At 74.0% G+C, this 22,936-nt stretch carries 10 protein-coding genes; 5 read left to right on the top strand and 5 right to left on the bottom strand.

Annotation, left to right across the window (positions count from 1 at the left end):
* Window positions 1–411: 411 nt before the first annotated feature.
* The gene (locus tag CLV71_RS34345) at window positions 412–3,258 is read right to left on the bottom strand and encodes an AfsR/SARP family transcriptional regulator (protein ID WP_133907063.1); all 2,847 of its coding nucleotides are present in this window, start codon (window positions 3,256–3,258) and stop codon (window positions 412–414) included.
* Window positions 3,259–3,394: 136 nt separating this feature from the next.
* On the opposite strand from CLV71_RS34345, the gene CLV71_RS48830 reads away from it, so the two are divergent.
* Complete coding sequence (locus tag CLV71_RS48830; protein WP_208297889.1) at window positions 3,395–4,516, top strand: PLP-dependent cysteine synthase family protein; 1,122 nt, start codon at window positions 3,395–3,397, stop codon at window positions 4,514–4,516.
* Window positions 4,501–5,724, top strand: coding sequence for an ATP-grasp domain-containing protein (locus CLV71_RS34340; protein ID WP_208297888.1), 1,224 nt, complete (start codon window positions 4,501–4,503; stop codon window positions 5,722–5,724). Before CLV71_RS48830 ends, CLV71_RS34340 begins: the two co-directional genes overlap by 16 nt.
* A gap of 50 nt (window positions 5,725–5,774) precedes the next feature.
* Here CLV71_RS34340 and CLV71_RS34335 read toward each other — a convergent pair whose 3' ends face one another.
* From CLV71_RS34335 to CLV71_RS34320, 4 genes are all read right to left on the bottom strand, one after another.
* Complete coding sequence (locus CLV71_RS34335; RefSeq protein ID WP_166664381.1) at window positions 5,775–9,434, bottom strand: non-ribosomal peptide synthetase; 3,660 nt, start codon at window positions 9,432–9,434, stop codon at window positions 5,775–5,777.
* 93 nt (window positions 9,435–9,527) lie between these two features.
* Entirely contained in the window at window positions 9,528–10,475 is a 948-nt protein-coding gene (locus CLV71_RS34330; protein WP_208297887.1) for a GHMP family kinase ATP-binding protein, read from the bottom strand.
* The gene (locus tag CLV71_RS34325; protein WP_133907061.1) at window positions 10,472–11,980 is read right to left on the bottom strand and encodes an argininosuccinate lyase; all 1,509 of its coding nucleotides are present in this window, start codon (window positions 11,978–11,980) and stop codon (window positions 10,472–10,474) included. The genes CLV71_RS34330 and CLV71_RS34325 overlap by 4 nt, the downstream gene beginning before the upstream one ends.
* A gap of 183 nt (window positions 11,981–12,163) precedes the next feature.
* On the bottom strand, window positions 12,164–12,613 hold the full coding sequence (locus tag CLV71_RS34320) for a YdeI/OmpD-associated family protein (RefSeq protein WP_133907060.1): 450 nt from the start codon (window positions 12,611–12,613) through the stop codon (window positions 12,164–12,166).
* Between the two features lie 469 nt (window positions 12,614–13,082).
* Here CLV71_RS34320 and CLV71_RS34315 point away from each other — a divergent pair, with 469 nt between their 5' ends.
* Genes CLV71_RS34315 through CLV71_RS34305 form a run of 3 tightly spaced genes read left to right on the top strand, consistent with a single transcriptional unit; the run spans window position 13,083 to window position 22,923 of the window.
* Window positions 13,083–16,445, top strand: coding sequence for an AMP-binding protein (locus CLV71_RS34315; RefSeq protein ID WP_133907059.1), 3,363 nt, complete (start codon window positions 13,083–13,085; stop codon window positions 16,443–16,445).
* Window positions 16,442–19,480, top strand: coding sequence for a thioesterase domain-containing protein (locus tag CLV71_RS34310; protein ID WP_133907058.1), 3,039 nt, complete (start codon window positions 16,442–16,444; stop codon window positions 19,478–19,480). Before CLV71_RS34315 ends, CLV71_RS34310 begins: the two co-directional genes overlap by 4 nt.
* Complete coding sequence (locus tag CLV71_RS34305) at window positions 19,477–22,923, top strand: non-ribosomal peptide synthetase (protein WP_133907057.1); 3,447 nt, start codon at window positions 19,477–19,479, stop codon at window positions 22,921–22,923. The genes CLV71_RS34310 and CLV71_RS34305 overlap by 4 nt, the downstream gene beginning before the upstream one ends.
* Window positions 22,924–22,936 lie beyond the last annotated feature (13 nt).

Raw genomic sequence — 22,936 nt, 5'->3', positions numbered from 1 at the left:
GCGACCGAATTCTCGAGCGTCCTGGCATGTCAGCCAGTCTGGTGCGCCGCGTCCTCCTTTCCCAGGCGTCGCCCGTCGCCAACACACCTGGCGACGGTCACCCGCTGTTCCGGGTCCCGTGACGGCGCCATGCTGGTAACCAGCGCACGACGGGCTTTGCACACGACCGGGGGGGTCGCCCGTCGGCCACTGGGGGAGGCGGCAGCGGGGGCCGGGCATTTCCTGCCTCGCCCCCCGCTGCCGCACAGGGCGACGGTCTCGGCGGCGAGATAGGTCCGAGATAGCCGCGTTCACTACTTTCATGGTGCGCAAGTCGTTCGTACGTAAAAGGAACGGAGCACCACCATGGCCCAGCTCGACACCCCGTGGCACATCAGGCGCGACGACACGTCGTCGGCACGCTGACCCGGCTCACGCGCTCGCCGCGTCGTCGAGGCGGTCGCCGAAGTGGCCCAGTGCCGACCGGAGCTGTTCGCCCGTCACCGGATCGGCCACCTCACCGGCGATCGTCAACGCGTCCCGCAGCCTGCGTTCGGCGCTCTTGTGCTGCCGCAGCGCCAGATGCGTGCGACCCAGTGCGTGCAGGACGTGCATCTGCCCGATCCGGTCGTTCCTGGCGCACACCAGCACCAGCGCCTGCCGCAGCCGCTGCCGCGCCTCCTTCGGCCGCCCCCGCGCGAGCGCCGCCTCACCCATCCGGTGCAGGGCCTGCGCCTGTGTGCGGTCGTGGCCGGTCAGCTCCGCCAGCCGCAGTGCCTCCTCCAGCTGCGCGAGCGCGGTGTCGGCGTCGCCGCCGGCCAGGTCGATCCTGGCCAGGCTGATGAGCACGTGCGCCTCGCCGACCTGGTCGCCGAGCCTGCGGAACTCGGCGAGCGCCTGCTGGTAGCGGACGCTCGACTGCCGCAGGTCGCCGTCGGCGAAGTGTGCCGCGGCGATGTTGCGCGCGGCCAGCGCGCGGCCACACGGGTCGCCCAGGGCCATGAACGTGCGCAGCGCCGGGATCAGGATGGACCGGGCGTGACCGGTCTGCCCGCGACCGACGTACAGCGAGCCGAGCGAGCAGAGGATCGCGGCCTCGCCACGCCGGTTCCCGGTGCGGCGCACCGCCTCCAGCGCCGCCTCGTGGGTCTCCACCCACTCGTCGACGTGACCGTGTGCCTCGAACAGCGTCACCAGCGTCATCGCGAGGTCCCACGCCAGCTCGTCGAGACCGGCGGCCCCGGCCAGGCGCACCGCCGCGCACAGGTTGACCCGCTCGGTCTCCAGCCAGTGCAGCGGGTCGCCGCGCACCGTCAGCTCCCCGGCCCCCCACCGCTGCGCGGAGCCGTGCAGGATCGTGAACTGGCCGCCGTAGAGCCGTTGGTGCGCCTGTTCGGCCAGGAGCAGCCAGCCGCCGCACACCCTGGTGAGCATGGCCGTGCGCGCCTCGGGGGAGTCCGTCGCGGACTGCTCCCTCGCGAAGACCCTGACCAGCTCGTGGATCCGGTACCTGACGCGGGCACCGTCGCTCACGAGCTCGACGAGCTGGGCGTCCACCAGGGTCTCGACCTGCTCGTCCGCGTCGGCGCGGTCGGTGTCGAGCACGGCAGAGGGCAGCCAGTCGGGCACGCCGTCCGTGTCGACCTCGCTCAGCAGCCGCAGGAGCAGCCGAGCCCGCCCCGGCACCGACTCGTAGCTGAACGAGATCGTCGAGCGGACACCGAGATCGCCGTGTGCCAGCTCGTCGAGCCGGTTGCGCCGGTCGGCGAGCCGCCGCGACATCGTCCCCAGTGTCCAGTGTGGACGCGCGGCGAGGCGCGAGCCGATGATGCGCAGACCGAGGGGCAGGCCGCCGACGAGCCTGCTCAGCTCGGTCACCTCGGCACGCTCGGCCTCGACGCGCCGCACCCCGGCGATCCTGCCGAGCAGGGCGGCCGCCTGGTCGTCGTCGAACGTGCGCACGTCGACCTGCGCGGCCCCGGCCAGCCCGGTCAGCGGGGTGCGGCTGGTGACGAGCACGCCGCACGTGGCGCTCCCCGGCAGCAGCGACCGCACCTGGGACTCGGCGACCGCGCCGTCGAGCAGCACCAGCACCTGCCGCTCGGCGAGCAGGCTGCGGTACAGCTCCGCCCGCTCGTCGACGTCGTCGGGGATCGCCGAGTGGAACACGCCGAGCGCGCGGAGGAACCTGCTCAGGACCTCACCGGGCTGGCGGGGGCGCGGCTGGTTGCCGCCGAGGTTCGCGTACAGCTGGCCGTCCGGGAACTGCTCACCGGCGAGCAGGTGCGCGACGTGCACGGCCAGCGTGCTCTTGCCGACGCCGCCGGTGCCCGTGACCACCACGACCGGCACCGCGGGCCTGCGTGACTCGCCCGGTGCGCGCACCAGCAGCCCGGTGAGCCGCTCGACGAGGGCGTCGTGGCCGACGAAGTCCCCGATGTCGGCGGGCAGCTGACGGGCCGGGGGCGGCGGGGCGGGTTCCTGCTCCGGCGCAGGGAGGCCCGCCTCGTCGGACAGGACCAGCGCCTCGGTCCTGCGCAGCTCCTCGCCCGGCTCCAGACCCAGCTGCTCGACGAGCTCGCGGCGGCCCTCCCGGTAGACCTCAAGGGCCTCCGCCTGCCTGCCGGACCTGTGCAGCGCCAGCATCAGCTGCGCCCGGCTGCGCTCACGCAGCGGGAACGACGCGACGCGCTCGGCCAGCTCGCTGATCAGCTCGCGGTGCCTGCCGAGGCGCAGTTCCAGCTCCGCGCAGCTCTCCAGCGCCACCAGGTGGTCCTCGTCCAGCCTGGCCGCCCTGGGACTCAGGGGGCCGCTGTTCACGTCGGCAAGGGCACGCCCCCGCCACAGCGCGAGCGCCTGGCGCAGGGTCGTCGCGGCGTCGGCCGTGTTGCCCTGCCTGGCGAGCTGGGTCGCGGTGGCGGTGAGCCTGGCGAAGCGGCGGTGGTCGAGCTGGTCGTCCTCGACGCGGATGAGGTAGCCGTTGGGCTCGGTGGAGATCAGGTGGTCCGCGCCGAACTCCCGCAGGCGGCGGCGGATCGCCGACACGCAGATGTGGATCTGGCTGCGTGCGGTGACCGGCGGCTGCGCCTCCCAGATCGAGTCGACCAGGGTGTCGCCGCTGACCACCCGGTTCGCCTCGAGCAGCAGCGTCGAGAGGATGACCCGGTGGCGGTGCGCACGCAGCTGCACGCGCCGGTCGCCGCACACCACGGCCACCGGGCCGAGCAGCTCGAAGCGCACGGGCTCGTTGCGCTCGTCGGGATCGGTCGCCGAGGTCATGACTGTTCCCCAAGCGGTGCGGCGTTCGTCAACCGATGGTAGCCAGTGGACATTCGCCGCTGTTGTCTCTCAGTGCGCTCTCCACGCCTCCCGCGCCGGCGGGAACCGCCGGGGATATGTCCACGAAGGCCGCGTGATGGACGCACGCAAGATCATGGGACCGGGCCCGCTCTCCCCGCCGGTTGCCCCGCCCGCCAACGGAAGGACCCGGATGCTGCACGAGAACATGATCGACGCGATAGGCCACACCCCACTGCTCCGCCTCGACCTGCCGGGACCCCGCGCCACGGCGTACGCGAAGCTGGAGCTGCAGAACATGTTCGCCATGAAGGACCGGGTGGCGAGGCAGATCATCCTGAGCGCGCGGGAGTCCGGCGAACTGCGCCCCGGCGCGCCGATCATCGAGAGCTCGTCGGGCACGATGGCGCTCGGGGTCGCGCTCGTCGGCACCGCGCTCGGCCACCCCGTGTACATCGTGACCGACCCGAGGATCGACCCCATGACGCTCGCGAAGCTGCGGTCGCTCGGCTGCGTGGTCGAGGTGGTGCCGAAGATGTCGGCGCACGGCTGGCAGAGCGCGCGGCTCGAACGGCTCGAGCAGCTCCGCGCCGAGCTGGACGGGGCGTTCTGGCCCCGCCAGTACAGCAACCCGCAGAACCCGGCGGCGTACCGGACCCTGGCCGAGGAGCTGCTCGCCGACCTCGGTCACGTCGACGTGCTCGTCGGCGCGGTCGGCAGCGGGGGATCGCTGTGCGGCAGCGCACGCGCGTTGCGCGAGTACCTGCCGGACCTGTGGGTGGTCGGCGTCGACTGCGTCGGCAGTGTCCTGTTCGGACAGCCGGACGAGCCGAAGCGGCTGCAGAGCGGGCTGGGCAACAGCATGCACCCGCCGAACCTCGACCATGCGCAGATCGACGAGGTGCACTGGCTCAACGACCGGGAGGCGTTCACGGCCGCCCGCGCGCTCGCCCGCGAACAGCAGGTCTTCGGGGGCAACACCGCCGGCTCGGTGTACCGGGTGCTCCGCCACGTCGTGGCCGGGCTGCCCGAGGGCGCCAGGGCGGTGGGGATCTTCCCCGACCGGGGCGACCGGTACGCCGACACGGTCTACGACGACGGCCACTGGGACACCCACCGCCTGCACGAGTTGCCGGACCGGACCGAGCCCGTGCGGGTGCCCTACGGCGTGCGCGTGCGCAGCTGGTCCTGCAGCTACCTCACCGAGTCGCGAAAGGACCTGGCGTGGCGCGTCGCCTGATCTTCGTCGAGTCCAACACCACCGGCACCGGCATGCTGGCGCTGACCACGGCCGCGCGGCTGGGCTTCGAGCCGGTGCTGCTGACGGGCGACCCGGGCAGGTACCGGGGCCTGGCGGACACCGGCGCAGAGGTGGTTCCCTGTGACACCAACGACTTCTCGGCGCTGGCCGGGGCCGTCTCCGGTCCCGTCGCCGGGGTCACCACGACGAGCGAGTTCTACCTGCTCGCCGCCGCCCGCCTCGCCGAGCGGCTCGGGCTGCCCGGCAACCCGCCGGCGGCCATCTGGCGCTGCCGCGACAAGGCACGCCTGCGGGAGCGGCTGGCCGAGGCCGGGATCGGCCAGCCGCGGTTCGCCGCCGTGACCGACGCGGGAGCGGACGTCGCGGCGATCGGCCTGCCGTGCGTGGTCAAGCCGGTGGACGAGTCCGGGTCGCAGAACGTGCTGCTGTGCCGGTCGTGGCCACAGGTGCGCGCACAGCTCGGGCGGATCCTGGCGGCCAGGGTCAACGCCCGCGACCAGCCCGCCGCCGGGGTCGCGCTGGTCGAGGAGTACCTGGACGCGCCGGAGTACAGCGTGGAGATGTTCTCCTCGGCGGGCGTGGCGACCTGTGTCGGCATCACGGCGAAGGAGGTGACCGGCGACCCGTACTTCGTCGAGTCGGGCCACCTCTACCCGGCACCGCTCGACGCCGGGACCTCCGCGCGGATCGTCGACACGGTGCGCTCCGCGCTCGCCGCGGTCGGTGTGCGCGAGGGCCCGACGCACACCGAGGTGAAGCTCGCGGGCGACCGGGTGGCGGTCGTGGAGATCAACGTGCGGCTGGCGGGCGGGATGATCCCGGCGCTGGTCCGCATCGTGGACGGGATCGACCTCATCGAGCAGCTGGTCCGGTCGGCGGCGGGGCTGCCGGTCGACCTGACCGCGAGGTCCGGACAGGACAGCCGGGCGGGTATCCGGTTCGTCATGGCCGACCGGTCCGGCACGGTGACCGCGGTGTCCGGTGTGGACACCGCGCGGACCCTGCCCGGGGTACGTGACGTGCTGGTGTCGGCGGTGCCAGGGGCCAGGGTGGCGCCGGCACGGGACGCCTACGGCAGGCTGGGGCACGTGATCGCCTGCGGCCCCACCCCGGAAGCGGTGGGCGAGACCCTGGACCACGCACTGGCCGCGGTCCGGGTCTCCGTCGCGGAGGAACAAAGCGCCTGACGTGACAGGGGGAGACACCTCGACGGTGTCTCCCCCTTTTCGCTGTCGCGCTACCGGTGTTCGCCGCCGTCCTCCGCCCGGGCGTGGACAGCGAGGTCGGCGATCGTGGGGTCGGCGAACATCTGCCTCGGCGTCAGCGCCAGCCCGGCCCGCCGCGCGGCCGCCATCACCCGGATCGAGAGGACGGAGTCGCCGCCGAGGTCGAAGAAGTTGTCGTGCACGCCGACCTCCGGCACCCCGAGCACCTCGCGCCACACCCCCGCGAGGATGTGCTCCACTGAGGTGCGCGGGGCGACGAACGAGGGCTCCTGCCCGGCGCCGCCGACCTCCGGCAGCGCGGCGCGGTCCACCTTCCCGTTGGGGTTCAACGGGATCGTGTCCAGCACGACGAACGCGGCGGGCACCATGTAGTCCGGCAGCCGGTCGTGCAGGTGGGCACGCAGCTCCGCCGTCGTGGGCGCGGGTGCCCGGTTCGCGACCACGTACGCCACGAGGCGCCTCGACCCGCGTGCGTCGGCGCGGGCGACGACCACCGCGTGCGCCAGGCCGGGGTGGGTCAGGACCGCCGCCTCGACCTCGCCGAGGTCCACCCGGAACCCGCGGATCTTCACCTCGTGGTCCAGCCGCCCGAGGAACTCCAGCGTGCCGCCGGGCAGCCAGCGCACCAGGTCGCCGGTGCGGTACATCCGCTCGCCCGGCGGCCCGAACGGGTCCGGCACGAACCGGCTGGCGGTCAACCCCGGCCTGCCGTGGTAGCCGCGGCCGACGCCCGCGCCGGCGAGGTGGGCCTCGCCCACCACACCGACCGGGGCGGGCGCGCCCGCCGCGTCCAGGACGTACACCCGCGTGTTGGCGATCGGCGAGCCCACCGACACCAGGCCGGCCGAGGAGTGGCACGACCACACCGTCGAGTCCACCGACACCTCGGTCACGCCGTAGAGGTTCAGCAGCTCCGTGTCGGGGCAGCGTTTCTCCCATTCCTCGAGCACGTCCATGGTGAGTGCCTCCGCGCTCGCGAGCAGCCAGCGCAGCGGCAGCCGCCGCTCGCCGAGCAACGGCAGCACAGCACGCAGCATGGAGGGCACCACGTGGGCGGCGGTCACGTTCTCGCCGACCATCGTGTCCACGAGGTACCTCGGGTCGCGGTGGCCGTCCGGCCTGGTCAGCAGCACGGCCGCGCCACGCGCCCACGGCCAGAACAGCTCGTACGCGGACACGTCGAACGACAGCCCCGCGAGCTGTGGCACCGTGTCCCCGCCGGTGAGCGGGAAGCGGTTCGCCATCCACCAGACGTAGTTGACGATGCCGCGGTGGCGGATGAGGGTGCCCTTCGGCATGCCGGTCGAGCCGGACGTGTAGGTCACGTACGCGAGGTTCTCCGGCGACACCGTGCGCGCCACCCGGCCGCCGGGGCGGGTCGCGACGCGTGCGGCGTCCTCGGCGCCGTCCAGGCAGATCACCCGGCCGCCGTGCCTGGGCACCCGGCCCAGCAACCGTTCCTGGGTGAGCACCACCGGCGCGGCGGTGTCGGCCAGCACGCGCGCCAGCCGTTCGGCGGGGTGCCCGGGGTCGAGCGGTACGTACGCCGCGCCTGCCTTCAGCACCGCCAGCAGACCGACCACCATGTCCAGGTCGCGCTCGACGCAGATGCCCACGAGCGACTCCGGCCCGACACCGAGGTCGACAAGGTGGTGGGCCAGCCGGTTCGCCCGCACGTCCAGCTCGGCGTAGGAGACCGACCCGGTGCCGGTGCGCACGGCCACGGCGTCGGGGCAGCGGTCGGCCTGCCGCTCGAACAGCTCGTGCAGGCACAGGTGCGCGGGGAACTCCGCCGCCGTGTCGTTGAACCGCTCCACCACCAGCGCACGCTCGGCCTCCGGCAGCGGCGCGAGGTCGCCGATCCTCGCGTCCGGCGCGGCCAGCTCGGTGAGCAGCATCGCGAAGTGCGCCGTGAGCCGCCTGGCGGCGTCCGGCGCGATCCGGCCGGGCCGGAAGTCGAGCCGGTAGGCCAGCTCGTCACCCGGCACCACGTTCAGCACCAGCTGGTAACCGGTCCGCTCCTCGGTGCGCAGCGGCGTGAACGTCACGCCGCCCTCCCCGGCGAGGTTCCGGTGCGTCGGCTCGAACACGACGACCGTGTCGAACAGCCGCTGCCCGGCAGGCACCTCGCTCTGGCGGCGCACGTCGACCAGTGCGCAGTGCTCGTGGGCGCGGAGGTCGACCAGCTGCTCGTGCACCCCACGCAGCCAGTCGCCGACCTTCGCGTCGAGGGGCACCCGCACCCGGACGGGGAGCGTGGTGACGAGCAGCCCGACGATCCGCTCTACGCCGGGCAGCCCGCCGGAGCGGCCGGTCACCGTCGTGCCGAACACGACGTCCCGGCCGCCGCCATGCCTGCTCAGCAGCAGCCCCCAGGCCGCGTGCACGACCGAGGCGACCGTCAACCGGTGCCGCCGCGCCAGAGCCCGCAGGTTCCCGGTGTCCCCGGTGGAGAGCCGGCCGAACAACGTCTCGACCTCCGGCCCGGCCGCACGCTCCGGCCGGGGGAGCGACAGCTGGGTGGGGGTGCGGACACCGTCCAGTACCTTGCGCCAGTACGCCGCCGCCGCACGCCGGTCGTGGTCGCGCAGCGCGTCCACGTGCCGGCGGAACGGCACGGGCTCCGGCAGGGCCGGGCGGGTGCCGTCGGCCAGGCTCCGGTAGGTGGCCCGCACCTCCTCGACGACGAGCCGCGCGCTCCAGCCGTCGAGCAGCACGTGGTGCCCGTGCCAGATCATCCGGTGCCCGCCGCCCGCGACGCTGACCAGGTCCAACCGGTGCGGTGGCCGGTGTTCGAGGTCGACGCCGCCGGCACGCTCGGCGGCCAGGTGCTCGTCGAGCCGCGCGGGCAGCCGGGACGGCGGGACGTCCCGCCAGTCCAGCTCACGCAGCTCGACGGGGGCGTGCCGGTGCACCCGCTGCACCGGCTCGGGCAGCCCGTCCCAGGCGAACGTCGTGCGCAGGATCGGGTGCCGGTCGACGACGTGCTCCCACGCGCGCCGCAGCAGACCCGTGTCGAGGTCGCCGTCGACGGCGTACACGAACTGCACCACGTGCTCGGTGCCGTCCGGGTCGAACAGCGTGTGGAACACCATGCCCGCCTGCGCGGGCGAGAGCGGGTAGGTGTCGACGACCTGCCACGGGTCGCCGTCGGCTTCCACGTCGGGCTCGGCCGTGCCGGCCTGCGCCACTGGTACGGCCACCGCGGCCAGCTCGGCGGGCCCCCGGCAGGTGAGCACCTGCCGGGGGTTGATCGCCCACCCGGCCTCCCTGGCGCGGGCGACCACGTGGATCGCCAGCACGGAGTCGCCGCCGAGGGCGAAGAAGTCGTCGTGCACGCCGACCGTGTCGCGGCCGAGCACCGCCGCCAACACCTCGACCATGACCCGCTCCGCCTCGGTGCGGGGCGCGGCCGGCCGGGACGGTCCGGCATCGTCGACGCAGGCGGACTCCGAGACCGGCGCGTGGCCCACGGGGAGTGGCCCGATCCCGTCGTCACCGCCACGCAGGGCGCGGGGGCGCATGTCCACCCACACGCGCTCGACGTGCCCGACGCACTCGTCCTCGGTGCCCCGGACCCCCGCCGCGGTCCAGCCCGCCGGGATCTCCCGCGCCGCGGGCCAGAGCGAGTACTGCTCCTCGTCGTTGACGACCACCACGTACTCGGACACGGGCATCTCCCTGGAACTCGGCCTCGGTGTCGCTCGCCTTCGACGACGCGGCGCCGACCAGGTCCCGCGCCGCGGCTCCCGACAGGACTTCCGTCACGCCGCGCGGGTGTTCTCCTCTGGCAGGCGTCGCCTGCCGTCGTCCGGCAGGGTCCGGTCGACCCACACGGAGCCGGTGATCTCGCCGCACGCCTGCTTCGTCCACTCGAGACGCTCGGGGTGCGCGGGCCGCGCGTCGTCGAGCAGCACGCCGAGCGCGGTACCGCTGTGGGTGGTGACCACGCCGAGACCACCGACCTCCCGGCAGATCGCGATCATCCGGTCGAGTGTCCCCTTCGGGCAGAACCGCTGGTTCAGCCGCGCGCTCTCGGTGGCGACCCGGCCGATGGCGGCCGTGTCGCCGGACCGGATCGCCGCCGACAACGTGTCCAGCAGCCGCGCGTAGGTGTCCCGGACGGCGGGGGAGAACACCTTGTGGCACTTGTTGAACCGCACGGTCGACACCGAGCCGCCCTCGTCGATGCCCACGATCGTCATCCTCGGCAGGTGGCCGAGGCGCGTGCGCAACCGGACCGCGCGGTGGTGGAAGGCCACCACACCCGGGTACATCACGCCGTCGGTCGGCTCGATCCCGCGCAGCAGCGTCTCGATCTCGGCGGGCCCCGGCACGACGCCGACGGCCCGCCCGACCGCCCGCGCGGTCGCGACGAGGTCGGCCGACGAACTGGCCAGGCCCTTGCCCTCGGGCAGGTCGCTCTCCAGCAGGAGGGTGCCGCCGCCACGCACGCCGTAGCGGTCGAGCATCATCCTGACCAGACGCAGCGACTTGGTCTTGTGCGCCGGCAGGACCGTCACGGTGTCGGCGTCGGGGTCGAGCCGGAAGGTGGCGGTGCTCCACCGCGCGATCGGCATGGTGACCAGGAAGTCGTTTCCGTCGGGCAGCGCACCCTGGAGCAGCTCGCCGAAGGTCCCGAACGCCGCGACACCGCCGGCGGCAGCCGTTCTCCTCGGCCGGTACAGCACCGACTGACGTAACGTGCTCACTGGTCGCCGCCCTCTCGCTCGTGCTGGTCTGTGCCGACCACGTCGTGGACGCGGGCCCGCGCCGCGTCGAGCGTGGCGTGTCGGGCCGCGACCTCGGCGGCCAGCGCGTCGTGCCGCCCTTCCTGTGCCGCGAGCAGGCGGGTGACCTCCGCCGGGTGCGCCGACCCGGCCGAGCGCCTGCGGTCGAGCTCGGACTCCGGGTGGAACGCCTCCCGCAGCAGCGCGTCGGTGTCCGTGACGGCGTGCCCGTGTCGCAGCGCGACCACGCGGAGCAACTCGCCATCCGCCGTGGCCGCGTCGTGCCCCCGCGCCAGTGCGGCCACCACGTACTGCCCGGCGATCACCTGCGCGACCCGCCACGGCACCTTCGCCGCCAGCGTCAGCCGGTTCGCGAGCGAGAACCCGCCGAGGTACTCCCGTGTGCAGCGGTCCCTGGCGCGTTCGGTGCGGAACTCCAGCCTGTCGAGCACCTCGGTGAGCAGCCGCAACGCGGAGCTCATCGTGGCCGTCGCACCCGCGAGCTGGGCCGAGCCCTCCTTCGACACCTCGACCGTGTTGCTGAACGGGGTGTTGCGCTGGGCCATCGCCACGTCGACGTACCAGGACGTGAGGTGGGCCGTGCGGCCGCGGATCCGCTCCAGCACCGGGTAGTTCTTCTTCTGCGGCATGGCCGAGGAGATCCCGGCCAGCTCGTCGGGCAGCTCGACGAGCCCGTGTTCGCTGCCCGCCCACGTCATCAGGTCGGTCATGAGCCGGGAGAGCCCCACGGCGAAGGTGGAGCACTCGCAGGCCAGCTCCAGCAGCCACGCCCGCGACGCCACCCCGACCAGCGCGTGCGGCTCGGGCCCGGCGAACCCGAGCAGGTCCGCCATCCGGTCGCGGTCCCACGCCAGCTCCTGTCCGGCGAGCGCGCCGGACCCGAGCGGGCAGCGGTTCAGCCCGTCGTAGGTCGCGAGCAGCCGCTCCGCCGAACGCAGCAGGTGGGCCGACAGGGCGCTCACGAAGAAGCCCGGGGTGATGACCTGCGCCGCCTGGAGGTGGGTGTAGCCGGGCATGACGTCGTCGGTGTACCGGGCGGCGAGCCGCCTGGCCGCGGTGCCCGCCGCCAGCAGGTCGCCGAGCACCGCCAGCGTCCGTTCGCGGCCGAACATGAGCTGCGTGCAGGCCTGCAGGTCGTTGCGGCTGCGGTCGACGTGCCAGACCGGCACGGTCAGCCGCTCGGTCACCCGGCGTTCCACCGCGAGGGCGATGTCGGACATGTTGCCGCCGCCGTCGGCGACCAGCCCGTCGGCCGGGATCCCGGCGAGCACGCCCGCGATCTCACGCACCCGCGCGGGGGAGATCAGCGCCATCCGCTCGTACTCGGCCAGCAGGACCAGCTCCACCTGTACGTAGTGGGCGAGCAGGTGCTCGGCCTCGTAGCGGAACTGCGGCTCCAGCACGTCGGTGCGCACGACGTCGCCGGGGGCGCCCGCGATCCGGCCGGTCAAAACAGTGTCGGTCATGGCAACTCCGTTCGGGGGTGGAGAACGCGTCCTCCACCGTGGCCAGTCACGGGTCGAGGTGCGCCTCCGCCACCAAGTCTTCGCACCGCCGCTATCACCGACCTTTCCCGGACATATCCCAGCCCGAGACGTGGTTCGGCAGGGGTGTCCTGTCCGGACACCGTGGGCAGGCGGCGCTCGACGCTAGCGGGCCCGGCTCGCACGCAGCATGGCGACGGACTTCTCGATCCGCCGCGCCCGCGTCCCGGGTGTCCTCGCCCCTTCGACGTTGAGCACGTGCCAGCGCTTGGCGCTGTAGGAGAGCCGGTCGAAGAACGCCCTCGCCGCCGGGTCCGCGTCCAGCGCCGCACCCAGGTCGGCGGGCACGTCGACCTCTCGCACCGCGTTGTCCGGCTCGACGGTGACCTCCACCTCGTCGCCCGCCGAGACCTTCGCGCGTTCCCGGTTCTGCGCCGACAACGGCAGCATGAACCGACCGTCCCTGGTCGCCACCGTGCTGCGGTAGGTGTGGCCGCCGATGGTCACGGTGACCTTCGGCCTGTTACCGGATTCCAGCGCCGCCACCACCTCGGCGGGCACCTCGATCCCGGTCGCCGACTTTCCGCCCAGTTCCACCTTCGCCCGAAATCGCACGTCGCTCTCCCCGTAGGTCGACCCCGACCCACACTACGGCACGCGGGCGAGACCAGCGTCCTTAGTGGACTGAACGTCGCGCCACCCGATCACCGGGAGTTGGCGGCGGCATCGTTGCGCACGCAATCTCACGTGCTCGCAAGGAGTTTCGGGTTCGCGGCGGAGGGGGCGGTGTCCACTGTGGTTTCTTTGTCGCTTGTCACGGCACGTGGTCAGGCCGTCGGGATGGGTGAGGAATGACGGACTGTGCCAGCTCGGATCTCCACCGTTAACGATGTCCTGGCACCGGAGAGCTGTTCGGTGGACATGCCTGCGCCGAACAGAAGCGACCGAAAGATCATTTGGGCTAACTGGGAGTTCTCCGGTCACGCGGTCGCGTTCTCCGCTCTAACCTGTCGTATCCCCACGAGGAGACAGTCCCGAGGAGCACGTTGCCCTGCCGTTTCAGCCCCGTACCCGGGGTGTGTTGATGTCCGCGACCACCATCCACCGCTTCATCGAGATCACCGAATCGCATTCCCGGCGACCGGCCGTGGTGACCGGCGACGGAGACCTGACGTACTCGGAGCTGGCCGAGCAGGCGGGCGGTCGAGCGCGTGCGCTCACTGCCGCGGGAGTGCGCCCGGGTGACCGGGTCGGCCTCGTCGCCGCGCACGGCGCACCCGCCGTCGCGGGGATTCTCGGCACGCTCGCGGCCGGATGTGCCTACGTACCACTGGATCCGAGCTTCCCGCCCGCTCGGCTGGCCCGGATGGTCGCCGAGGCGGGGGTCGCCGCGATCCTGGCCGATCCGGCACACGCCGAACTCGCGGGCGGCCTCGGCGCGGGGACCGTCGTGGTCGCCGACGATCGCGGCGCGCCACTGGTGCCCGTCGACATCGCACCCGAGGACGTCGCGTACGTGCTGTTCACGTCCGGCTCGACGGGGCGACCCAAGGCGGTCGCGCAGACGCACCGGAACCTGCTTCACGTGGTGGACAACCAGATCGCGAGCCTCGGTGTCACCGAGGACGACCGGCTGAGCCTGCTCGCCTCGTTCAGCTTCGACGCCGCCGTCCCCGACCTCTACCCGGCGCTGCTCACCGGCGCGACGGTCGTGCCGGTGGACGTCCGCACCCACGGCCTCGCCCACGCGGCCGCCGCGGTGGTCCGGCACGGCGTCACCATCCTCCACTCGACACCCACGGTCTACCGTCACCTCCTGCACGTGCTGGAGGGACAACGGGTTCACCGCGTGCGCACGGTTCTGCTCGGTGGCGAACAGGCCACCCACGCGGACGTGCGCCTCGGACGTGAAATCTTCTCACAGAACACCGTGTTCGTGAACGGCTACGGCGCCACCGAGATCACCTTCGCCGCGCACCACCGGCTCCGGCTGTCCGAGGTGGACCAGACCGCCGCGGGCCCGCTGCCGATCGGGACGGCGCTCCCCGGCTACGACCTCGTCCTGGACGACGGCGAGATCGTCGTACGCGGCGACTTCCTCGTCGGCGGATACGCCAACGTGGACAGTGCCGCGTTCGGGGCGAACACCTACCGCACCGGCGACCTCGGGGAGCGACTGCCCGACGGCACGTTCGTGTGCCTCGGCAGGCTGGACCGCCAGGTCAAGGTACGCGGGTTCCGGGTCGAGCCCGCGGAGGTCGAGGCGGCACTGCTCGCCAGGCCCGGTGTCACCGCGGCACGGGTGATCGTCCGTGGGGACGAGCTGCTCGGCTACGTCACGGGACACGGCCTCGACCCACGCACACTGCGCACGGCACTGTCCGGCGAGCTGCCGGGCTACGCCGTGCCCCGCGCGGTCGTGGCCCTCGACGACTTCCCGCTCACCGTGACCGGCAAGCTCGACGAACGCGCCCTCCCCGACCCACCGCGAACCGAGGCCCCCGACCACGACCTGACCCCGACCGAACGCCGGGTGCACGACATCTGGTGCGCGGTACTGCGCCTGGACCGCGTGGCACCCGCCACCAACTTCTTCGACGCGGGCGGGCACTCCCTGCTGCTCGGACAGGTGCAGCAACGTCTCGCGGCCGAGTTCGGCGTCACCGTGGCGCTGACCGGACTCTTCGAGCACCCGACGGTCGCCGCGCAGGCCCGCCTGCTCGACGGCACGCCGGGCAGGCGCCCGGCGGCCCCGCGCGAACGGCCCGAGTACACCGGCGACGAGATCGCGGTCGTCGGCATGGCCGCCCGGCTGCCCGGCGCGCCCGACCTCGAGACGTTCTGGTGGAACCTGTGCGCCGGCGTGGACGCCATCCACGACTACACCGACGACGAGCTGGCCGCTCTCGGCGTGGGCCCCGGGCTGCGCGGCGACCCCCGGCACGTCCGCGCGGACGGCAGGCTCGACGGGATCGGCGACTTCGACGCGGACTTCTTCGGCTTCGCCGCGGACGAGGCGGCCGTCACCGACCCACAGCACCGGCTGTTCCTCGAGACCGCCTGGGAGGCAATGGAGAACGCGGGCCACGTGCCCGACCCGGAGCTGTCGGTCGGCGTGTTCGCCTCCGCCTCGGTCAACCGGTACTTCCTGTTCCACCTCCTCGGCAACCCGGAGGTGACCGGCGCCGACCCGGACGACTGGGAGGCGATGCTGCTGGCGAGGCAGTTCGCCGACCACCTGCCCGGCCAGGTCGCCTACCGCCTCGGGTTGACCGGTCCGGCACTCGCGGTCCAGAGCGCCTGTTCCAGCTCGCTCGCCGCGGTGTGCCTCGCCGCGCAGAGCCTCGCCGACTACCGCTGCGACATCGCGCTCGCGGGCGGGGTCAGCGTCACCTGGCCACGGCACCGGCACACCCCCGACGGGATGGCCTCGCCGGACGGGCGCTGCCGCGCGTTCGACGAGGCCGCCGCGGGCTGCGGGTTCGGTTCCGGCGCGGGGGTCGTGGTGCTGCGCAGGCTCGCCGACGCGCTCGCCGACGGCGACCACGTCCACGCGGTCCTGCCCGGCTGGGGCATGACCAACGACGGCGCCGACCGCGCCGGGTTCGCGGTGCCGAGCCCTGCCGGGCAGGCCGCCGCGCTCGCCGACGCGCTGGCCGCCGCCGAGCTGGGCCCCGAGGACGTCCGGTTCGTCGAGGCACACGGCAGCGGCACCCCGCTCGGCGACGCGATCGAGGTCGCCGCCATCAACGAGGTGCTCACCGGTGCGCCGGAGTCGGTGGCGCTCGGCTCGGTGAAGACCAACATCGGCCACCTCGACGCCGCCGCGGGGATCGCGGGGCTCGTCAAGGCCGTCCTGGCGGTACGCACCGGGACGATCCCGCCGAACCTGCACTTCACCCGGCCCCACCCGGAGGTGGACCTGGCCGCGGGCCCGCTGTACGTGCCGACCAAGGCGCACGACTGGCCGGGCACCGACCGCAGGGTCGCCGGGGTCAGCTCGTTCGGCATGGGCGGCACCAACGTGCACGTCCTCGTGGCCGAGGCACCGGACGCACGCGCGGAAGGCCCGGCCGGACCGGTCGTGCTGCCGCTGTCCGCGCGGGACGACACCGCGCTGCGGGCGGTCGCTCTGCGGCTGCGGGAACACCTGGCGACACGGCGGCCCGCCCTCGCCGACGTGGCACACACGCTCGCCACCGGGCGCCGGGTGTTCGACCGCCGCGCCGCGGTGGTGGCCGCGACGGTCGAGGAGGCCGTGGCCGCACTGGAGACCGTCGCGCCAGGGGCGGTGTGCGGCGCCGGGCCGCTCCTGCCGGTGGCGCGGGCGTGGGTGGCACGCGGCGACGGGCTGCCCTCGGCCGGCGGGCGGCGCGTGCCGCTGCCCACGTATCCCTTCCAGCGCGGCAGGTTCTGGATCGAGCCCGCCAGAGGAGGCGCCCGGTGAACTGGTTCGTGGTGTCCCGGCCGCGTCCCGCCGCGGCGGTGCGGCTGTTCTGCCTGCCCTACGCGGGCGGCGGCGCGAGCGTGTTCCGGGGCTGGCCGGACGCGTTCGGGCCGGACGTCGAACTGCTCGCCGTCGCGCCACCCGGCCGCGAGAGCCGCATCGGCGAGGACCCACGACTCGACGTCACGGAGCTGGCCGAGGCCGTCGCGGCGGAGGCCGACCGCCCCTACGCGCTGTACGGGCACTCGCTGGGCGGCAGACACGCCTTCGAGGTCGTGCGGCACCTGCACCGCACGGGCCGCGGGCTTCCGCTGCGGCTCTACGTCGGCGGCTGCCGCGCGCCGCACGTCCGCGCGTCCGGCCCGTTCGACGGGTTGTCCACCCTGGCCGACGACGAGCTGCTCCGGCGACTGGCCGACGGAGGTGGGCTCGCCGAGGAGATCCTCGCGGAGCCGGAGCTGGTCGAGTTGCTGCTCCCCGTGCTGCGGGCCGACTTCCGGGCGCTCGACGAGTACGAGTTCGTCGCGGGTGACCCGCTGCCGGTGCCGGTCGTCGCGTTCGCCGGGCGCGCCGACACGGCGGTGCCGCTCGCCGACGTGCGCGCCTGGGACCAGCACGCGGGCGCCGGGCTGACCGTCGTCGAGGTCGACGGCGGCCACTTCTTCCTGACCGACCCCGCCAGCCGCCTCACGGAACGGCTCGCCGCCGACCTCCGCGCGGCGCTGCCGGCACGGCCGAGTGCGCACCGGGTGCCACTCGGCGACACGGGCTGGTCGGTGTGGCGGGACGCGTTGCTCCGCTCGGCCGGATTCCCCGCCGACGGCCTGACCGCGCTGTCCAGCCCGGCCGCCGCCGCGAGCGCGGACGCCCTGCTGGGCGGCCGGGACAACACGTTCGAGGCGGACTTCGCCGCCGCGGTCCTCGCCAACGCCGAGCGGATCGGGGCGGCCGCGGCGAACCCGCTCATGCGTGAGGCGGTCACGTGGCAGAACACCACCGCGCTGTACGCGTTCGAGGGCCTCGCCGCCGGGGCGCCCGGCGCACCACGCAACGTCCGCCGCCGCGACCGCGAACGGGCCGTCGTCAAGTACTGGCAGCGCTACAGCGGCAAGAACGAGACCATCGGGTTCTTCGGTCCGAGCTGCTGGGTGCGGATCGACGACGAGCAGGCCGCCGCCGCGCGGATCACCCCGGGCCCCGGCCTGACGCGCCGCCGCTGGGTGGTGTTCGAGGCGTGGGCACTGCACGCCTACGCCGACGCGATCGGCGCCGACCTCGCCGTGCGCCGCTGGTGGCCGCCGATGCTCGCCGCGCACCTCACCCGCGAGGGACGCCAGGTGCACAGCCCCGGCCGTCCACCCGTCACGCTGTCCTCCGCGGAGGCCGCGCTGCTGTCCGCGTGTGACGGCAAGCAGCCGGCCGCGGCGGTCGTCGCCGACCCCGCCGCCGGCCTGCGCCGCGAGGACGACGGCTACACGATGCTCACCCACCTCGCGGAACGCGGTCTGGTCACGTGGGACGCGGGGCTGCCGAACACCTCGGCCGCGGAAGCCGTGCTGCGCAGGAGCATCGCCGCGATCGGCGACGATACGGCACGCGCGCGTGCCGTAGAGGGACTCGACCGCCTGTGCGCCGCCCGGGACGCCGTGGCCGACAGCGCGGGCGACGCGGACGCCCTGCGGGTCGCGCTCGCCGGGCTGGACGAGGTGTTCACCACGCTCACCGGCGCCGCCCCGCACCGCAGGGCCGGTCAGGTCTACGCAGGCCGCACCCTCTGCTACGAGGACACCGCGCGGGACCTGGACGTGACGTTCGGCCGACCGCTGCTCGACGCCGTCGCCGCGCCGCTGGACCTGCTGCTGCGGGCCGCCCGCTGGCTGTCCGACGAGCTCGCCACCGCCTACACCGCCGCGTTCCGCGACCTCTACGCCGAACTGCGGGAGGACGCAGGCGACGCGCCCGTGCGGCTGTCGGAGCTGTGGTACGTCGCGCAGGGGCTGTTCTGGGGCGCGGAAGGCGAGCGTCCGGTGGACGTCGTGGGCGGGGAGTTCGCGCGTCGCTGGGCGGAGCTGTTCGACCTCGCGGACGCGACCGGCCCGGTCGAGACGACCTCCGCCGCCCTCGCCGACCGGGTGGCCGCCGCCTTCCCCGACCGCGTCCCGGCCTGGTCGGCCGCCCGGCTGCACAGCCCCGACCTCCAGCTCTGCGCCGACGGCCCGGAAGCGTTGGCACGCGGGGACTTCCAGGTCGTGCTCGGGGAGCTGCACACCGCGTGGGCGTCGTTCGACTGCGACGTGTTCACCCCAGCACACCCCGACCCCGACCGGCTGCGCTCCGCCCTCGCCGACGACCTCGGCACCGGCCGGGTCCGCCCGCTGTTCCCGATCGACTGGCCACGCCGCACGAGCCGGGTCGCCGAAAGCCTCGCGGGGCCCACGGACGTGCGCCTGGCGTTCGCCGACGCGCCGGGCGCCGGGCTGGACCGCACCCTCGCCACCACCGCACTGGTGGTGTCCGAAGTGGATGGTGAGCTGGTCGCGGTCGACCCGGCGGGCAGGCGCTGGCCGCTGGTCGAGGTGTTCTCCCAGCTGGTCGCGATCCACGCCGTGGACGCGTTCAAGCTGACCTCGCCGGCACGGCACACCCCGAGGATCACCGTGGACCGGCTGGTGGTCGGCCGCGAGACGTGGCGGACCACGGCGGACGCGACGGGCCTCACGCGTGCGAAGGGGGAACGCGACCGCTATCTCGCGGTGCGCCGCCTGCGGCTCGCGCTCGGCCTGCCGGACGCGGTGTTCGTCAAGCTCGGCACCGAGACCAAGCCGTTCTACGCGGACCTGACCAGCCCGGCGTACGCGTCGCTGCTCTGCGCCGCGCTGCGCACGGCCGTCGTCGACGGCGGCCCGGACGTGCCGGTGGTACTGACCGAACTGCTGCCGGGACCCGACCAGGCGTGGGTGCCCGACGCGGCGGGACACCGGTATGTCAGCGAGCTGCGCCTGCACATCGTGGACGCGACGGGAGACCGATCATGACAGCTTTCACCATCCCGGACCGGGTCCTCGCCCAGGCACGCCGCACCCCCGACGCGGTGGCCGTGCGGCAGTGGGACGACCGGCTGACCTACCGGGAGCTGGTCGGGCGGGCGGCCGGCGTGGCCCAGGCGTTGCGTGAGCTGGGGGTCGGGCCGGCGACCCGGGTGGGGCTGTGCGCCACCCGAGGCATCGACTACGTCCCCACGGTGCTCGGCGTGCTGCTGTCCGGCGGCGGCTACGTGGTGCTGGAGCCGGGCGGCCCCCGCAGGCGACTGCTGGACATCGCCTCGGACGCGGGCGTGACCGTCGTCGTCGGTGACGCCGCGGCGGCCGAGTTCGGTGCCGTGCCGGGCATCCGGGTGCTCCCGGCGGCGCCGCCCGCCGAGCCGAGGCCGTGCCCGGCCGCGGCGCACGACATCTGCTACGTCATCTACACCTCCGGGTCCACCGGCCGGCCGAAGGGCGTGCTCACCACCCACGGCAACCTGGCGGCGTTCGTCGCGGGCTGGCAGGAGCGGTACCCGGTCACGCCGGGGGAGCGGACGCTCGCCATCTCCTCGCTCGGGTTCGACGCGGCCGTGGTCGACCTCTTCGTGCCGCTCACCGCGGGCGGACAGGTCCAGCTGCCCTCCGCCGAGGACCGCGCCGACCCGGAGCTGCTGCGCCGGTTCCTCGTGGCGCACGAGGTGGAACGCGGCTTCATGACCCCGACCATGCTGTCCGTGCTGGACCCGGCGGACCACCCCGGCTGGCGGCTCCTGCACTGCGGCGCCGAGGCGGTGCCCTCCGACCTCGCCGCGCGCTGGGCCCCCGGCCGTCGCCTCACCAACGTCTACGGCCCGACCGAGACGACCGTCGTCGTGTTGAGCGGCGACCTCGACGGCCGCGACCCGGTGCCGATCGGCAGGCCGATGCCCGGCCACCGGGTCCACGTCGTGGACGAGGACGGGAACGAGGTGGCCCGCGGCGAGGTCGGCGAGCTGCTCGTCGGCGGCCCCGGCCTCGCGAACGGCTACCTGCGCCGGCCCGGCCGCACCGCGGCACGCTTCGTGCCGGACCCGTTCGGCACCCGCCCCGGCGAACGGCTGTACCGCACCGGCGACCGCGTCTACGAGAACGCCGACGGCGAGTACGTGTACGTCGACCGCATCGACCGCCAGGTCAAGGTCCGAGGGCAGCGCATCGAGCTGGGCGAGATCGAGGCCGTGCTGACCGACCAGCCCGGCGTGGCGCAGGCCGTGGTCGAGGCCGTGCCAGGACCCGGCGGCGCCAGGCTGGTCGCGATCCTCACCCCGGCCACCGCACCCACCGACGACGCGCTCACCGCGGCCACCCGGGACCGGTTGACCGACGCCATGCGGCCCGCCATCGTCGTGCGGCTCGACCACCTGCCGAGCGACCCGCGCTCCGGCAAGCTCGACCGCGACGCCGTGCGCGCACTCGCCGAGCACGCGCTGGCGGGCGCCGCCACGGAGTTCGCGGGCTCCGACACCGAGCGCGCGATCGCCCGCGTGTGGACCAGGGTGCTCGGCCGGACCCCGGCCCGGGACACGGACTTCTTCACGCACGGCGGCAACTCGATCGCCGCCATGCGGCTGGTCGCGGGCCTGCGGGACGGGCTGCGCAGGCAGCTGAGCGTCGCCGACCTGTTCGCCGCGCCGACCGTGCCGGGTCTCGCCGCACTGCTGGCACGCGCCGCGGTCCTGCCCGACCGGGCACCGACCACCGGCAACCCGCCGACGCTCGCGCCGCCCCAGACCCGGCTGTGGTTCACCGACCAGCTCGCCCCGGACGACGCGCCCTACAACATCGCGCTGGCCAACCGGTTGACCGGCCCGCTGGACGTGCCGGCGCTGCGCCGGGCGTTGCGGGCCGTGGCGGACCGCCACGACATCCTGCGCTGGCGGATCAGGCAGACCGCGGGCGAGCCCTTCGCCGACTGCGCGCCGCCCGCCGACGTGCCGCTCACCGTCGTCGACGTGGCCGCCGAGCAGGACCTGGCCCGGCTGCTCGCGGCAGGCGCCCGGCACGTGTTCGACCTGGACACCGGCCCCTCCTGGCTCGCCACGCTGTACCGGCTCTCGCCGGCCGAGCACGTCCTCGCGATCACCCTGCACCACGCGGTGTTCGACGGCTGGTCGCAGGCGCCGCTCTACGCCGACCTCGCCGACGCCTACCGACAGGCGGTCACGGGCGCGGTGCCGACACTGCCACCGCTCGCCGCGTCCTACGCCGACTACGCCGTGTGGCGGGGCGTCCGCGACCGCGAGACCGGCGCGGCGGACCTCGCCTGGTGGACCGACCACCTCGCGGGCGCCCCCACCGTGCTCGACCTGCCGCGTGACCGTCCCCGCCCCGCCGTGCAGACCTACACGGGTGCCGAGGCGAGCGTCCCCCTCCCGTCCGACGCGGACACCGCGGTGCGGGAGCTGGCCGCGAAGCTCGGCACCACGACCGCGAGCGTGTTGCTGGCCGCGCTCGCCGAGCTGTTGCGCCGTGTCACCGGAAGCGCCGACCACGTGCTCGGCGCGGTCGTCGCCGACCGGGGCCCCGAGGAGTTCGACGACGTGGTCGGGTTCTTCGTCGACATCGTGCCCGTGCGGCTGCGTGCGAACACCGACACCTTCGCCGACACCGTCCTCGCGAACGCGACGGAGCTGCGTGAGGTCACCGCGCACCCGGGCGCCCCGCTCGAACGGATCGTCGACGCGCTCGGCCTGCGCCGCGACACCGCCCGCGCACCCCTGGTGCAGGTGCTGTTCAACGTGCTGAACTTCGCGGAGCCGCGACTGCGACTGTCCGAGGTGGACGCCGAACCGGTCGCGGTGCCCAAGCCGGGTTCGCCGTTCGACCTCACCGTGTACGTGGCCGAGCGCGACGGCCGGTTCGTGTTCGACACCGTGTACAACCCGGACCTGTTCGACACCGTCCGGGTCGTGGCACTGCTCGCCGACCTCGGTGAGCTGGCCGGCGCGCTGGCCGAGGCGCCGGACACCTCGCCCGCCGAGGTCGCGCCGGGCCTGCCGGGTCCCGAGGTGTCGACGCCGGCACCCGGCGCGATGACCGTGACCGCGCAGGAGGTTCCCGAGCTGCCGGTGGGCACGGGGGAGGCCACCGCGACCGAGCGGCTCCTCGCGGGCATCTGGCGCGAGGTGCTCGCCCGCGAGTCCGTCGGCCTGGCCGACAACTTCTTCGACATCGGCGGCCACTCACTGGCCGTCGCCGCCGTGCACGGCCGGTTGACCGCCGCCACCGGCAGGCAGATCCGGTTGCTGGACCTGTTCCGGTACCCGAACATCCGCGCGCTGGCCGCGCACCTGGACGGCACCGCCGCCAAACCGGAGCTGGCCGCGGCCGCCCTGCGTGCCGCGGCCCGCAGGCAACGGTCCGGAAACCGGGCCAGACGCACCACACCGCGCCGCCCGAACGGCACAGCGCAGTGAGCAGCAGAGGGGA

The sequence above is a fragment of the Actinophytocola oryzae genome (assembly GCF_004364325.1).
In the GTDB taxonomy this organism is placed as follows: domain Bacteria; phylum Actinomycetota; class Actinomycetes; order Mycobacteriales; family Pseudonocardiaceae; genus Actinophytocola; species Actinophytocola oryzae.
The sequence above is the reverse complement of the archived record's forward strand: the minus strand, read 5'-3'. Positions and strand labels throughout refer to the sequence as shown.